Below are 13,064 nucleotides of genomic sequence, written 5' to 3'. Positions count from 1 at the left end.
GGCGTTTCTGTGGTGTCCAAGGCTTCTCGTCCGGTTCTTTATCAGGCGATGATGTCGGGGATGATCAGGTCTTCAATCTTGGAAATCTTGTCCTTGATGACCAGTTTCTTCTTCTTCATGCGCTGGATTCTGAGGGCCTCGCAGCCGATCTGGATCATGGCGTTGATCGCGGCATCATAGTCTTCGTGTTCTTGCCTCAGCCGTGCAACGGCAAGCCGCAATTCAGCCTGGTCCTGGTCTGGCATGCTATTCGTTCCCCGTCGTCGGAGGCGCGGCTGACCCGCGTCCCCCAGCCTGTATGAAGGCTGCTCGTACCACGAAACCCCTGGTAACGGGAAGTTATCCCTCGCCACGTTTTCGCCTTCGACAAATGAAAAATGACATGGCACACTGAAACTGTTGCAACCTGGACCACCCGGCGTGCGAATGACCGGGTGCAAGCAAAAGGAAGGAACTGTCACATGACGATTGAGGCTCATCTGGCCACGCTCGAAAAGAAGCACTTCGCTCTGGAAGAGGAGTTGCATGAAGCGATGAACCAACCTTCTTCTGAAGATCGTACGATCGCCGACATCAAGCGTCGCAAGCTGCGCATCAAGGATGAGATCGAGCGTCTTCGCTCCTCAACTCACTGAAAGACAGGGATTTTTCCAAAGTTACAAATGGAGTGACGGTCGCGAAACAGTTGGTCTGAATGGGAGGACCAGGGTAGGAGCCCAATTCGCGAAACTGCCTCCGGTAAACGTAATCATAGACAAGCAGGCGCCCTGGCCGTCGATCGACGCGCCGGGGCGTTCTGTTTTGAAACAGGTGTTCAGGACCAGAACTGGTCGAGCCAGAGATTGAGCCTGTCGAAGCCCTTGGCGTTGATCGCGTAGATGCGCCTGGTGCCCTCGGATTTGACGCTGACGAGATTGCAGTCGAGCAGGGCCTTCAGATGTTGCGAGACCGCCGGGCGGCTGATCGGCAGGCCTTCGGAGAGCTCGTTGACCGTGCGGGGCGCGCGGCGCAGTTCCTCCAGCAGGAACCTGCGGTTGGGATCGGCAATCGCAGAGAAGGGGTCCGGGTGCGCCATGGCCGAAAGCTATGGCAAAGCAGCATGTGCGGCAAGCTTTTTGTGCGCTGCGAAGAGCCTGAATTTCAGGCCTCAGAGAATGGCCACGACGCCGTCATAGACGAGCTTCAGGCCGGCGATGAAGGCCATGGCATACATGAAGGGATAGAAGACATCCGGCTTCATGCGCTTGACGGCGAAACCGCCGAGCGCCGTGGTGGCGATGGCCAGCGGCACGAGCGTCGCCGAGATCGTCAGGTTCGTCGTATCGAGCTGGCCGAGCGCGAAATAGGGGCCGAGCTTGATGAAATTGATGATCGCGAAGAAGCGCACGGCCGCACCTGTATAGTCGCGCGGCGGCAGTTTCAGCGGCAGGCCGTAGACCTGGAAGGGTGCACCGCCGGAATGGGCGACGAAGCTGCCATAACCGGCAAGCGTGCCGAAGAAGGCGGCGGGCACGACGCGGTGTGGTTTCGGCTGGACGACATAGCCGTGGCGCGCGCGGTAGCTGTTGTAGAAGTAGCGGATCGCGAACAGCACGGTGATGACGCCGATGATGAGGCGCAGCGCATCGCGCGGCACATAGGCCGATGTCGCCCAGCCGATCGCCACGCCGACAAGGGCGCCGGGCAGCAGCATCTTCAGGAGCGTGCGGTCGTTGTGGTCGCGCCAGATCCACAGCGAGACGACATCCATGACGACGAGGATCGGCAGCAGGATGGCGGCGGCCTGCACCGGCGGAACGGCCATGGCGAGGATCGGCACGCCCATCAGCGCCAGCGCCTCGCCCATGCCGCCCTTCGTCATGCCGACGAGGATGACGGCGGGTATGGCGGCGTAGTAGATTGAGGGGTCGATGGACATGGAGGGCGATTGATCCTGTTGGTTCTTCCGTCTATCCGCTTTGATCTGTTATGACGAGCCCCGAAGGCCGCGACCGGCCGCTGAAATTCAAGGAAGTGCAACATCCATGTCTGACGTCGAATCCCGCTGCCGCCTGGTGCTGATCCTTCCCGAGGGCGAGGACCTGTCCGCGCGTGCCGCGATGCTGGAGGGCGCGCTGAAGGGCGGCGACGTCGCCTCGGTTATCCTGCCGCAATATGGGCTCGACGACAGCCAGTTCCAGAAACATGCCGAGGCGCTGGTGGCGATCGTCCAGCAGGCCGGCGCCGCAGCGCTCGTCGCCGGCGACACGCGCGTGGCCGGCCGGGTGAAGGCCGACGGCATCCATGTGACGGGCGGCGCGCAGGAGCTGGGCGAAACCATCGAAAAATTCACGCCGCAGTTCATCGTCGGCGGCGGCAATGCGACCGACCGGCACAAGGCGCTGGAGATCGGCGAGGTGCAGCCGGACTATATCTTCTTCGGCAAGATCGGCGGCGACATCAAGCCGGAGGCGCATCCCAAGAACGTGGCGCTGGCCGAATGGTGGGCGTCCATGATCGAGATCCCCTGCATCGTGCTCGGGGGGGCCGATCCGCAATCGGCGCTGGCTGTTGCCGAAGCCGGGGCGGAGTTCGTGGCGCTCGACAAGGCGGTTTTTGCCGACCCCGCGCAGGCGCCGCATGTGGTGGCTGCGGTCAACGCGCTGCTTGACGAAAAAGCGCCACGGTTTGGGCAATAGTAGGCGCCATGATCAGTGTCCTCTTCTTGCAAGCTTGCCGTATCGCGCCGGTGGCGTTCCTCGCCACGGGCGTTTTCGTGGCCGCGCCCGCTTGGGCGCAGACGGCCAAGAAGGGCCCGTCCGTCACCGCCGGCGATAACGGAACGATGCCGAAGAAGGACACCGTGGTGGAGACCGCGCCGGCCTCCGCGGAAGAGACGCCCATCAAGGCGGAGGAGGACAAGCCCGCCGACGGCCCGTCCACCGGTCTCTCCGTGCTCGACCGCATGGGCGCGGACCTGCCGGCGCTGCCGGCGGAAAAACCCTTCACCGGCAAGATCGACGAGGCGTTCGGCGCTTTCCAGCGCGGTCGTTACCTGACGGCGATGGAGCTTGCACTGCCGCGCGCCCAGCTCGGCGATCCGGCGGCGCAGACGCTGGTGGCGGAAATCCTCGACCGTGGCCTCGGCGTCAAGCGCAATCGCGAACAGGCGATGTTCTGGTACGAGCAATCGGCCAATGGCGGGGACCCGACCGGCATGTTCAAATATGCAATCCTGCTGATGGAGCGATCGCGCTCCAAGGAGGACCGCGCCAAGGCCGACGAGCTGATGAAGAAATCGGCCGATCTCGGCAATGCCTCGGCGCAGTTCAACTATGGGCAGGTGCTGGTGGCGGATTCCCCGGGCGAGAAGGGCCTTGCCGCAGCACTTCCCTATTATGAGAAGTCCGCGGAACAGGGCATTGCGGATGCGCAATATGCCGTCTCGCAGATCTACCTCAACCTGAAGGGCCTGCCGGAGGAAAAGACGAAGCGCGCGCGCGAATGGCTGCTGCGCGCCGCCCGCGCCGGCTACGACACCGCCCAGCTCGATCTCGGCATCTGGCTGGTGAACGGCACGGGCGGCGAGCGCGACTACGATGCCGGCTTCAAATGGCTGAAGCGCGCGGCCGATGGCGGCAATCCGGTCGCCCAGAGCAAGCTTGCCCAGCTCTATATCCACGCGCTTGGAACGAAGCCCGATCCGATCCAGGCGGCCAAATGGTTCGTGCTGGCGCGCCGCGCCGGGCTCAACGACCCCTTGCTCGAAGATTTCTACCTCGGCCTCAACGACGACCAGCAGAAGGCGGCGGTCGACGCCGCAAACAAGTACCGCTCGGGCTCCTGAAGCCTCCCGCATTTACCCTGTTGCGCGATTGCATACCCTGCATTGCAGCGGATGCAGGGGCTGAAGGCTTGAAACTTCGGGGGATTTGTGGTCTTGAGGCGCCATATTCCGGTCCTGGCGCGTTTTCGCGCCGCGGCTTGCCGTTCCGAAGCGCCGGACATTCCCGAAGGATTTTTGTTACATGGCTCGTTCAGCACTTCTCAACGTCATGGTTCAGGCCGCCTTCAAGGCCGGCAAGTCGCTCGCCCGCGATTTCGGCGAAGTGCAGAACCTGCAGGTTTCCCTCAAAGGCCCGGGTGACTACGTCTCGCAGGCCGACCGCAAGGCCGAGAAGCTGCTGCGCGAGGAACTGCTGAAGTCGCGGCCGACCTACGGCTTCCTCGGTGAGGAATCCGAGGAGATCATCGGCACGGACGGCGCGCATCGCTGGATCGTCGATCCGCTCGACGGCACCACCAACTTCCTGCACGGCATCCCGGCCTTCGCCGTCTCGATCGCGCTGGAGCGCAATGGCGAGATCGTCGCGGCCGTGGTGCTGAACCCCGCGACCGACGAGCTCTTCACCGCCGAGCGCGGCGGTGGCGCCTTCGTCAACGATCGCCGCCTGCGCGTCGCGGCCCGCAAGAACCTGTCGGATGCCGTCATCGGCTGCGGCGTGCCGCATCTCGGCCGCGGCAACCATGGCAAGTTCCTCGTCGAGCTGCGCCACGTCATGGGCGAAGTCGCCGGCATGCGCCGCCTCGGCTCCGCCTCGCTCGACCTCGCCTATGTCGCGGCCGGCCGTTTCGACGGTTTCTGGGAGCGTGACCTCATGCCCTGGGATCTCGCCGCCGGCCTTCTCCTGATTCGCGAAGCCGGCGGTTATGCAACCGATCTCGACGGCGGCAATGCCATGTTCGATACCGGCACAGTGGTCGCCGGCAACGAATATATCCACAAGGCGCTGCGCGACGTCGTGCATCGCCCGGTTCCGACGCGCTAACAGCGTGTGATAGCGGCGCTTTCCTGCGCCGCTGTGGCCGCGAAGCCCTTCAATTCGGCATAATCTTCCTCTAGTCTCCCGCCCGACCGAGGAAGTGGAGATGCGACTACATGGCTAAGCTGGCGCTGTCGGGTTGGGGAGGGTCGGCCGAGTCCGGGGACGATTATCCCCACAAACTCTCGAGCCCCATGGCGTTCTTCTGGACGATGGTGATCTTCCTCATCATTGTCGGGTTCGTTGCTGCCATTCTCTTCCGCCAGGCGCAATCGGCCTTCCTCAGCAATCCGGGCCTCAATGGCCTCATCATCGGCGTGCTGCTGATCGGCATCCTGCTGGTGTTCAACCATGTGTTGGCGCTTCGGCCGGAAGTGCGCTGGTTCAATTCCTTCCGCGCGGCGGGCAGCGCGGAAAAAGTCGGGCGCGACCCGGTGCTGCTGGCGCCGATGCGTTCGCTGATCGGCCGGCGCCATTCGATGGCACTGTCGACCGCGGCGCTGCGCTCCATCCTCGATTCCATCGCCACCCGCCTCGACGAATCGCGCGATACGTCGCGCTACCTCATCGGCCTTCTCGTCTTCCTCGGCCTGCTCGGCACCTTCTGGGGCCTGCTCGGCACGATCGGCTCGATCAGCGCGGTCATCCAGTCGCTCGATGCCGGCGGCGGCACGGCGAACGATATTCTCACCGCCCTCAAGGAAGGCCTCTCCGCGCCGCTCGAAGGCATGGGCACGGCCTTCTCCACCTCGCTCTTCGGTCTTGCGAGCTCGCTGATCCTCGGCTTCCTCGATCTCCAGGCCGGCCGCGCGCAGAACCGCTTCTATACGGAGCTGGAAAACTGGCTCTCCTCCGTTACCGATGTTGGCTCGGAGCTCCAGCCGGCGGCCGACCTCGCGGCGTCGTCCGCCACCGATGTGCAGGCGCTGGCCCAGCAGATCCTGAAACTCGCGCAGGAAGGCGGCCCCGGCCGTTCGACCGCGGCGATGGCGAGCCTTGCCGAAGGCATCCAGGGTCTCGTCAAGAACATGCGCAGCGAGCAGCAGATGCTGCGCGACTGGATCGAGGCGCAGCAGGAGGAATCAAAGGCGCTGCGCCGTACGCTCGACAGGATCGCGGCGCGCAGCGGTGAAAAGGCCGTGGAGAAACTGCCGGAACGCGTCACGGAAAAAGCCCACAAGGCCGGGGGCGAATAAATGGCGCTCGCCCGCAACCGGCGCAGCCAGCGAACGGTCGATTACTGGCCGGGTTTCGTCGATGCGCTGTCGACGCTGCTGCTGTCCATCATGTTCCTGCTCACCGTCTTCGTGCTGGCGCAGTTCTTCCTCAGCCGCGAAATCTCCGGCAAGGACGACGTGCTGAACCGGCTGACCAGCCAGATCAACGAGCTGACGCAGCTTCTGGCGCTGGAAAAGAGCGGCAAGCAGGATCTGGAGGATTCGCTTGCCAATCTCCAGGCCTCGCTCGCCCAGTCGGAAAGCGACCGCACCCGCCTGCAGCAATTGCTCGATAGCGGTGCCGGCGCCTCCGATGTCGCCACGGCCCGCGCGACCACGCTGGAAGGCGAGCTAGATGCGGAAAAGCAGGTGACAGCGCGCGCCATGAGCCAGATCGAGCTGCTCAATCAGCAGATCGCGGCGCTGCGCAGCCAGATCGCCGCCGTCGAAGAGGCGCTCCAGGCCTCCGAGGCGAAGGACCAGTCCTCGCAGGCGAAGATCGCCGATCTCGGCCGGCGCCTCAACGTCGCGCTGGCGCAGCGCGTGCAGGAGCTCAACCGCTACCGCTCCGACTTCTTCGGCCGCCTGCGCGAAATCCTCTCCGACCGGGAAAACATCCGCATCGTCGGCGACCGCTTCGTCTTCCAGTCGGAAGTGCTGTTCCCCTCGGGCGGCAACGAGCTGAACGCGGAAGGGCAGGCGGAGATGGGCAAGCTCGCCACCGCGCTGCTTGACCTTTCGCGCGAAATCCCCGCCGAAATCAACTGGGTGCTGCGCGTCGACGGACATACCGACAATGTGCCGCTCTCCGGCACCGGCCGCTACCGCGACAACTGGGAGCTCTCCTCCGCCCGCGCGACATCCGTCGTGAAGTTCCTCATCGCCAACGGCGTGCCGGCCAACCGTCTCGTCGCCGCCGGTTTCGGCGAGTTCCAGCCGATTGCCGAGGGGCAGGACGACGCGGCGCGCGCCACCAACCGCCGTATCGAGTTGAAACTCACCGAACGCTAAGACCGATCGACATTCAGCCCAGGCCGGCCTGCAAACGGCGATTTTCCGTGCTTCCGGTGCTCACGTACTGAAAGTACGCTGCGCTCCGGGTCACGGAAACTCACCATTTTCGGCGCAGCCTGAACTGAATGTCGATCGGTCCAAGCCGCCTTCGTTGATCTTACGCAGACGTGCGCGTAAGTTTTCCCGACAGTGGCGGGAGGCTTTGCGGTGGATTGCGATCTGTTGGTAATCGGGGCGGGGCTTGCGGGCCTCGTGGCGGCGACGGAGGCGGCGGGCCGCGGCCTCAAGGTCATCGTCATCGACCAGGAAGGCGAGCAAAGCCTTGGTGGCCAGGCCTTCTGGTCGCTCGGTGGACTGTTCTTCATCGACAGTCCGGAACAGCGGCGCCTGCGCATTCGCGACACGCTCGCGCTCGCCCGGCAGGACTGGTTCGGCTCGGCGCGCTTCGACCGTCCGGAGGATCATTGGCCGCGCCTTTGGGCGGACGCCTATCTCGATTTCGCCAGCGGCGAGAAACGCGCGTGGCTGCATGCCATGGGCATGCGCTGGTTCCCCGTCGTCGGCTGGGCGGAGCGTGGCGGCGGGCTTGCCACCGGCCACGGCAATTCGGTACCGCGCTTTCACGTCACCTGGGGCACCGGCCCGGGTGTGTTGGCGCCTTTCCTCAAGCGGGCCGAGGCGCTGCGTGTGTCCAAGGCTCTGTTCTTCCGCTTCCGCCATCGGGTGGACGGCCTCATCGTCGAGAATGGCACCGTCGTCGGGGCGCATGGCGCGGTGCTGAAGCCGGACAATGCCGCGCGGGGCCGGTCGACCTCACGCGAGGCTGTGGGTGACTTCAGCCTGCGCGCCGGCGCCGTGCTTGTCGCCTCCGGCGGCATCGGCGGCAATCCGGATCTGGTGCGGCAGAACTGGCCGCGCGACCGTCTCGGCGAGCCGCCGGGTTTCATGGTGAGCGGCGTGCCGGTCCATGTCGACGGGCGCATGCTGGCGATCGCGCAGGTGGCCGGCGGCTCCGTCATCAATGGCGACCGCATGTGGCATTACACCGAGGGCCTCCGAAACTGGGATCCGATCTGGCCGGGCCACGGCATCCGCATCCTGCCGGGGCCATCCTCACTCTGGCTCGACGCGACGGGTCGGCGGTTTCCAGCCCCCGCCATGCCGGGTTTCGACACGCTGGCAACGCTGAAGGCGATCCGCGCGACCGGCCATGACCACAGCTGGTTCATCCTGACGCGGGCGATCATCAAGAAGGAATTCGCGCTTTCCGGCTCCGAGCAGAACCCCGATCTGACGGGCAAGGACATCCCGCTGCTGCTGAAGCGCCTCGGCCGAAACCCGCCCGGCCCGGTGCAGGCCTTCATGGACAAGGGCGCGGATTTCGTGGTGCGCAACGATCTCGGAGACCTCGTCTCCGCCATGAACGCGCTCACCGGCGAGCCGCTTCTGGACGTGGCGCAAGTGCGGGCCGAGGTGGAGGCGCGCGACCGGGAGATCGACAACCCCTTCTCCAAGGATGCGCAGGTCACCGCGATCCGCGGTGCGCGCGCCTATCTCGGCGACAGGCTGATGCGCACGGCGCGGCCGCACCGCCTGCTCGATCCGAAGGCCGGGCCGCTGATCGCCGTGCGGCTCAACATCCTGACGCGCAAGACGCTGGGCGGCTTGCAGACCAATCTGTCCGGGCAGGTGCTGGAGCTTTCCGGCAAGCCGGTGCCGGGCCTCTATGCGGCGGGCGAGGCGGCCGGTTTCGGCGGCGGCGGCCTGCATGGCTACAATGCGCTGGAGGGCACGTTCCTCGGCGGCTGCCTGTTTTCCGGCCGCGTGGCGGGAAGGGCGGTCGGCGCCTGAAAGCGCCGACCGGAGGTGATCAATCCATCTGGATCTTGGCGCCTTCGACGACCGGCTTCCACTTGGCAAGCTCGGCGGTCACATGCTTGCCGAGTTCTTCCGGCGTGGAACCGACGATCGTCGCGCTGAATTCCTTCATGCGCTCGATGACGGCGGGATCCTTCAGCGTATTGTTGGCCGCCTCGTTGAGCTTGGCGACAACTTCCGTCGGCGTGCCGGCCGGCGCAAAGAGCGCGTTCCACGTATAGGTCTCGTAGCCCGGAATGCCGGATTCCGCGATGGTCGGCACATCCGGGAAGGAGGCGGCGCGTTCCTTCGTCGTGACGGCGAGCGCGCGCAGCGTGCCGGCCTTGATATGGGCGGAGGAGGAGGGCAGGTTGTCGAACATGATCGGGATCTGGTTGCCGATCACGTCGTTCAGCGCCGGGCCGGAACCCTTGTAGGGCACATGCTGCATGCTGACGCCGGCCATGCTCTTGAAGAGTTCACCGGAAAGGTGCAGCGGCGTGCCGTTGCCCGACGAGGCATAGCTGTAGCCCTGCGGATCGGCCTTCAGCAACGCCAGCAGCTCCTCGACATTCTTCGCCGGCAGTTCCGGGTTCACCACCAGCACGTTCGGCACCACGACGAGCAGCGAGACCGGCGCGAAGTCCTTTTCCGCATCATAGGGTTTCGTCTTCAGGATGAGCGGGTTCAGCGCATGGGTGGCAACGGTTCCCATCAGGATCGTGTAGCCGTCCGGGTCCGCGCGCGCCACGCGGTCCGCACCGAGGCTGCCGCCGGCACCGCCGACATTTTCCACGATGACCTGCTGGCCAAGCCCTTCCGACATCTTTTGCGCGATGATGCGCGCGACCACGTCCGTCGACCCGCCGGCGGCGAAGGGCACGACGAGCGTGATGGTCCGGTCGGGAAATTGCTGGGCGCTGGCGGGTAGGCCGAGTGCCAGCGTTGCCAGCACGGTGGTGCCGAGGGCCATGAGGGTACGGCGGGTAATCGTCGAAAATGCCACGGGGTTCTCCTCCCAAGAGTGACGCGGGCCAAGAGTGACGCAGGTCGCCCCTTCACAATAGGGCGGCAGGCCGGGGAGGCAAGGGCAGGTGGCGGTTAACTCGCCGCGCGGTCTTCTCCCAGGAAAGCCTGGCCGCCGTGATCGAACTGCAAGCGGGCAAGGCGGGCATAGAGCCCATCCTGGCGGATCAGCGACTGGTGCGTGCCTTCCTCGACGACGCGGCCTGCCTCCATGACGAGGATGCGGTCGGCCTTGAGCACGGTCGCGAGCCGGTGCGCGATGACGATCGTCGTGCGCTTGCCCATCTGGCCGTCGAGCGCCTTCTGAACCAGCGTCTCGCTTTCGGCATCGAGCGCGGAGGTCGCCTCGTCGAGCAGCAGCAGGGGTGCGTCCTTCAGGATGGCGCGGGCAATCGCGATACGCTGGCGCTGGCCGCCGGACAGCGTCACGCCGCGCTCGCCGACCATCGTGTCGTAACCCTTGTCGAGGCGCGCGATGAACTCTTCCGCCTGTGCGGCGCGCGCGGCGGCCTGCACGGCCGCGTCGCTGACATTGGTCAGGCCGAAGGCGATGTTGTCGCGGATCGTCGCGGCGAAGATGGTGACATCCTGCGGCACCAGCGCGATGCGGCGGCGCAGCTCTTCCGGGTCGGCGGCGCGCAGGTCCACGCCGTCGAGCGTGATCGTGCCGGCATCGGGATCGTAGAAGCGCAGGACGAGCGACAGGATCGTGCTCTTGCCTGCGCCGGAGGGGCCGACGATGGCGACGGTCTCGCCGGGTTTCACCGCGAAACTCAGGCCGTTGACGCTGCGATAGCCGGGGCGGGCTGGATAGGAGAAGTGCACGTCCTCGAAGGCGAGTTCGCCGCGGGCGGGTTGGGGCAGTACGACGGGGTTGGCGGGCGCCTTGATCGCCGGGTTTTCGGCGAGAAGCTCGGTCAGGCGCTCTGCGGCACCGGCGGCCTGCGAAAGTTCGCCCCACACCTCGGAGAGTGCGCCAAGACTACCGGCGGCGAAGACGGCATAAAGCAGGAACTGGCCGAGTGTGCCGGGGGAAAGATTGCCGGCGAGCACGTCACGCGCGCCGAACCACAGGACGGCGACGACGGAACCGAAGATCATGGCGATCGCAAAACCCGTGAGCAGCGAGCGGGCGCGGATCGCGGCGCGGGCGGCTTCATAGGCGCTTTCGACATTGCCGAAGAAGCGGGCGCGGGCGGCTTCTTCGGCGTTGAAGGCCTGGAGCGTGCGCGTCGCGCCGATCGCCTCGCCGGCATAGGCGGAGGCTGCGGCGAGTGTATCCTGCGCCTCGCGCGAGCGGCGACGCACGGAGCGGCCGAAGGCGACAAGCGGGAAGACGATGACCGGAATGGCCGCGATGACGAGGCTGGACAGTTTCGGGCTGGTATAGACCATCATCGCGATGGCCCCCAGACAGAGGATGAGATTGCGCAATGCGACCGAGGCCGTGGCGCCTACGGCGGACTTGATCTGCGTCGTATCGGCGGTGAGCCGCGAGACGATCTCGCCGGATTGGTTCACATCGAAGAAGGCGGGCGACAGTTTCGTCACATGGGCGAAGACGTCACGGCGGAGATCCGCGACGATGCGCTCGCCGAGCGTGATGACGAAATAGTAGCGCATGCCGCTCGCGACCGCGAGCAGGCCGGCCAGCACGAAGAGCATCATGAAATAGGTGTTGATGAAGCCCGCATCGGCACCGGAAAAGCCGTGGTCGATCATGCGGCGCACGGCGAGCGGCAGGATGAGCGTCGTGATGGCGGCCATGACGAGCGCCACGAGCGCACCGGCTACGAGGCCGCGATAGCGGCCGATATAGGGAAGGAGCCTGCCCAGCGGACGGACGGTCCGGCGCTCGGTTTTGCCCGGCGCGGTTGCTTCTCTGTCTGCGGACACCATACCCCCGTTTCCAGTGCCTGGCGGCACGAATTGTCTTTCGGCTCTTGTTATCCAGACGGCCTTCATGTATAGGCTCGCCATCGAATTGGGAAGCCGTAGGTCTAGCCGACCGCGGCTTCATTTACGTCTTTGGCCCCGCTGTCGCAATGCGTTGCGACAAATGGCCCCCGGAACAAGCAGGAAGATTGTCATGAAGGCTGATATCCATCCCGACTACCACGTCATCAAGGTCGTCATGACCGACGGCACCGAGTACGAAACCCGCTCGACCTGGGGTTCGGAAGGCGCCACGATGAACCTCGAAATCGACCCGACCTCGCACCCGGCCTGGACCGGCGGCAACCAGCAGATGCTGGACCGCGGCGGCCGCGTTTCCAAGTTCAAGAAGCGTTTCTCGGGCCTCGGCCTCTAATCTGCTTCTCCTTGACGGTTTCAAGAACCCGGCTTCGGCCGGGTTTTTTTTGTTGCCTGCTTTTGCCGATTGGCTCGTGCACGCTGAACCCCCTCATCCGGCTGCCGCCACCTTCTCCCCGCTGGGGAGAAGGGGAAGATCGCTTACGTTCCCACTCTCCTTCTCCCCAGCGGGGAGAAGGTGGCCCGAAGGGTCGGATGAGGGGGTGTTCACCAACGGCCAATAAAAAACCCGGCCGAAGCCGGGTTCTGTCATGTCGTCTGCAACGGTCGCTCAGTTGTTGCCGAAGGCGGTCTGCAGCAGGTTGAGCTGGGCCTGGACGCTGTTCTGGTTGTCCGGCGAGAAAGTCTGGACGTCCTGCGGGCGGTAGATTTCGCGGTCGAGCAGGGCGATGCGGTTCTGCAGGCGGAGCGAGCGTTCGATCAGGTCGCGGAAGGATTCCGGCAGGTCGTTCCAGCCGGGCGCGGTCTTGTCGACATTGAAGCTGTCGAGGCGCACCTTGTTCTTTTCAGACAGAACCTGATCGCGGCTCATCTCGCCATTGTTGACGGCGCGCTGGAGCAGCAGCCAAGAGGCCATCTGCATCAGGCGGGTGGTGAGCCGCATCGATTCCGCCGCGTAGAGCACCGAGGCCATGCGGGGCAGGACCTTGGAGGCTTGGCGACCGATGCCATCCAGATAGCTTGCCGTTTCCTCGACGAGACCCATGCCTTCGGCGTACAGGGACTTGAATTGCGCCGAAGACGCAACATGGCCAGCGAAGCTGACGGTATTCAATCCACGATCGGACATGGTGTCATCCCTGTTGAACGCATCACAATGCAGGTAACGGAAGGT

Annotated in this window: 14 protein-coding genes; 8 read left to right on the top strand and 6 right to left on the bottom strand. The window is 64.9% G+C overall.

The features are described from left to right. Positions 1–41 precede the first annotated feature (41 nt). Positions 42–245 (bottom strand): YdcH family protein, encoded by a 204-nt coding sequence (locus J2Y63_RS11725; protein ID WP_256120956.1) that lies wholly within the window; start codon positions 243–245, stop codon positions 42–44. A 216-nt stretch (positions 246–461) separates the two neighbouring features. Between J2Y63_RS11725 and J2Y63_RS11720 the strand changes: the two genes are divergently transcribed. Further along, positions 462–635: a YdcH family protein gene (locus J2Y63_RS11720; RefSeq protein WP_256120957.1), complete on the top strand. Its 174-nt coding sequence runs from the start codon at positions 462–464 to the stop codon at positions 633–635. Between the two features lie 179 nt (positions 636–814). On the opposite strand, the gene J2Y63_RS11715 is transcribed toward J2Y63_RS11720, so the two are convergent. Further along, positions 815–1,075 (bottom strand): ArsR/SmtB family transcription factor, encoded by a 261-nt coding sequence (locus tag J2Y63_RS11715; protein WP_435266206.1) that lies wholly within the window; start codon positions 1,073–1,075, stop codon positions 815–817. Positions 1,076–1,147: 72 nt separating this feature from the next. Then, entirely contained in the window at positions 1,148–1,918 is a 771-nt protein-coding gene (locus tag J2Y63_RS11710) for a sulfite exporter TauE/SafE family protein (protein ID WP_435266205.1), read from the bottom strand. Between the two features lie 106 nt (positions 1,919–2,024). Here J2Y63_RS11710 and J2Y63_RS11705 point away from each other — a divergent pair, with 106 nt between their 5' ends. The 6 genes from J2Y63_RS11705 (at position 2,025) to J2Y63_RS11680 (ending at position 8,884) form a co-directional block, all read left to right on the top strand. Then, positions 2,025–2,678 (top strand): thiamine phosphate synthase, encoded by a 654-nt coding sequence (locus tag J2Y63_RS11705; RefSeq protein ID WP_435266204.1) that lies wholly within the window; start codon positions 2,025–2,027, stop codon positions 2,676–2,678. 8 nt (positions 2,679–2,686) lie between these two features. Further along, the gene (locus J2Y63_RS11700; protein WP_435266203.1) at positions 2,687–3,826 is read left to right on the top strand and encodes a tetratricopeptide repeat protein; all 1,140 of its coding nucleotides are present in this window, start codon (positions 2,687–2,689) and stop codon (positions 3,824–3,826) included. 181 nt (positions 3,827–4,007) lie between these two features. After that, a complete protein-coding gene (locus J2Y63_RS11695) occupies positions 4,008–4,808 on the top strand; it encodes an inositol monophosphatase family protein (protein ID WP_256120962.1) in 801 nt (266 codons plus the stop codon). A 110-nt stretch (positions 4,809–4,918) separates the two neighbouring features. Then, complete coding sequence (locus J2Y63_RS11690; RefSeq protein ID WP_435266202.1) at positions 4,919–5,998, top strand: MotA/TolQ/ExbB proton channel family protein; 1,080 nt, start codon at positions 4,919–4,921, stop codon at positions 5,996–5,998. Next, entirely contained in the window at positions 5,999–7,030 is a 1,032-nt protein-coding gene (locus tag J2Y63_RS11685) for a peptidoglycan -binding protein (protein WP_256120964.1), read from the top strand. Between the two features lie 210 nt (positions 7,031–7,240). Next, positions 7,241–8,884, top strand: a complete 1,644-nt coding sequence (locus J2Y63_RS11680; protein ID WP_435266201.1) for an FAD-binding dehydrogenase — start codon at positions 7,241–7,243, stop codon at positions 8,882–8,884. Positions 8,885–8,903: 19 nt separating this feature from the next. Here the strand turns inward: J2Y63_RS11680 and J2Y63_RS11675 are convergent, their stop codons facing one another. Then, complete coding sequence (locus J2Y63_RS11675; RefSeq protein ID WP_435266558.1) at positions 8,904–9,863, bottom strand: Bug family tripartite tricarboxylate transporter substrate binding protein; 960 nt, start codon at positions 9,861–9,863, stop codon at positions 8,904–8,906. Between the two features lie 128 nt (positions 9,864–9,991). Next, complete coding sequence (locus J2Y63_RS11670; RefSeq protein WP_435266200.1) at positions 9,992–11,815, bottom strand: ABC transporter transmembrane domain-containing protein; 1,824 nt, start codon at positions 11,813–11,815, stop codon at positions 9,992–9,994. Between the two features lie 190 nt (positions 11,816–12,005). Between J2Y63_RS11670 and rpmE the strand changes: the two genes are divergently transcribed. Further along, complete coding sequence (rpmE, locus tag J2Y63_RS11665) at positions 12,006–12,227, top strand: 50S ribosomal protein L31 (protein WP_256120968.1); 222 nt, start codon at positions 12,006–12,008, stop codon at positions 12,225–12,227. A 273-nt stretch (positions 12,228–12,500) separates the two neighbouring features. Here the strand turns inward: rpmE and J2Y63_RS11660 are convergent, their stop codons facing one another. Further along, positions 12,501–13,019 carry a DUF1465 family protein gene (locus tag J2Y63_RS11660; protein ID WP_435266199.1) on the bottom strand — a complete coding sequence of 173 codons (519 nt, stop codon included), beginning with the start codon at positions 13,017–13,019 and terminating at the stop codon, positions 12,501–12,503. Positions 13,020–13,064: the final 45 nt, after the last annotated feature.

This window comes from Shinella sp. BE166, assembly GCF_051201095.1.
GTDB lineage: Bacteria > Pseudomonadota > Alphaproteobacteria > Rhizobiales > Rhizobiaceae > Shinella > Shinella lacus.
Note: the sequence above shows the minus strand (reverse complement) of the source record. Positions and strands in the feature narration are given on the sequence as shown.

Bases quoted from the DNA above. Each gene is read 5' to 3' on its own strand.
- J2Y63_RS11725 (WP_256120956.1), bottom strand. From the start codon at position 245: ATGCCAGACCAGGACCAGGCTGAATTGCGGCTTGCCGTTGCACGGCTG.
- J2Y63_RS11720 (WP_256120957.1), top strand. From the start codon at position 462: ATGACGATTGAGGCTCATCTGGCCACGCTCGAAAAGAAGCACTTCGCT.
- J2Y63_RS11715 (WP_435266206.1), bottom strand. From the start codon at position 1,075: ATGGCGCACCCGGACCCCTTCTCTGCGATTGCCGATCCCAACCGCAGG.
- J2Y63_RS11710 (WP_435266205.1), bottom strand. From the start codon at position 1,918: ATGTCCATCGACCCCTCAATCTACTACGCCGCCATACCCGCCGTCATC.
- J2Y63_RS11705 (WP_435266204.1), top strand. From the start codon at position 2,025: ATGTCTGACGTCGAATCCCGCTGCCGCCTGGTGCTGATCCTTCCCGAG.
- J2Y63_RS11700 (WP_435266203.1), top strand. From the start codon at position 2,687: ATGATCAGTGTCCTCTTCTTGCAAGCTTGCCGTATCGCGCCGGTGGCG.
- J2Y63_RS11695 (WP_256120962.1), top strand. From the start codon at position 4,008: ATGGCTCGTTCAGCACTTCTCAACGTCATGGTTCAGGCCGCCTTCAAG.
- J2Y63_RS11690 (WP_435266202.1), top strand. From the start codon at position 4,919: ATGGCTAAGCTGGCGCTGTCGGGTTGGGGAGGGTCGGCCGAGTCCGGG.
- J2Y63_RS11685 (WP_256120964.1), top strand. From the start codon at position 5,999: ATGGCGCTCGCCCGCAACCGGCGCAGCCAGCGAACGGTCGATTACTGG.
- J2Y63_RS11675 (WP_435266558.1), bottom strand. From the start codon at position 9,863: ATGGCCCTCGGCACCACCGTGCTGGCAACGCTGGCACTCGGCCTACCC.
- J2Y63_RS11670 (WP_435266200.1), bottom strand. From the start codon at position 11,815: ATGGTGTCCGCAGACAGAGAAGCAACCGCGCCGGGCAAAACCGAGCGC.
- rpmE (WP_256120968.1), top strand. From the start codon at position 12,006: ATGAAGGCTGATATCCATCCCGACTACCACGTCATCAAGGTCGTCATG.
- J2Y63_RS11660 (WP_435266199.1), bottom strand. From the start codon at position 13,019: ATGTCCGATCGTGGATTGAATACCGTCAGCTTCGCTGGCCATGTTGCG.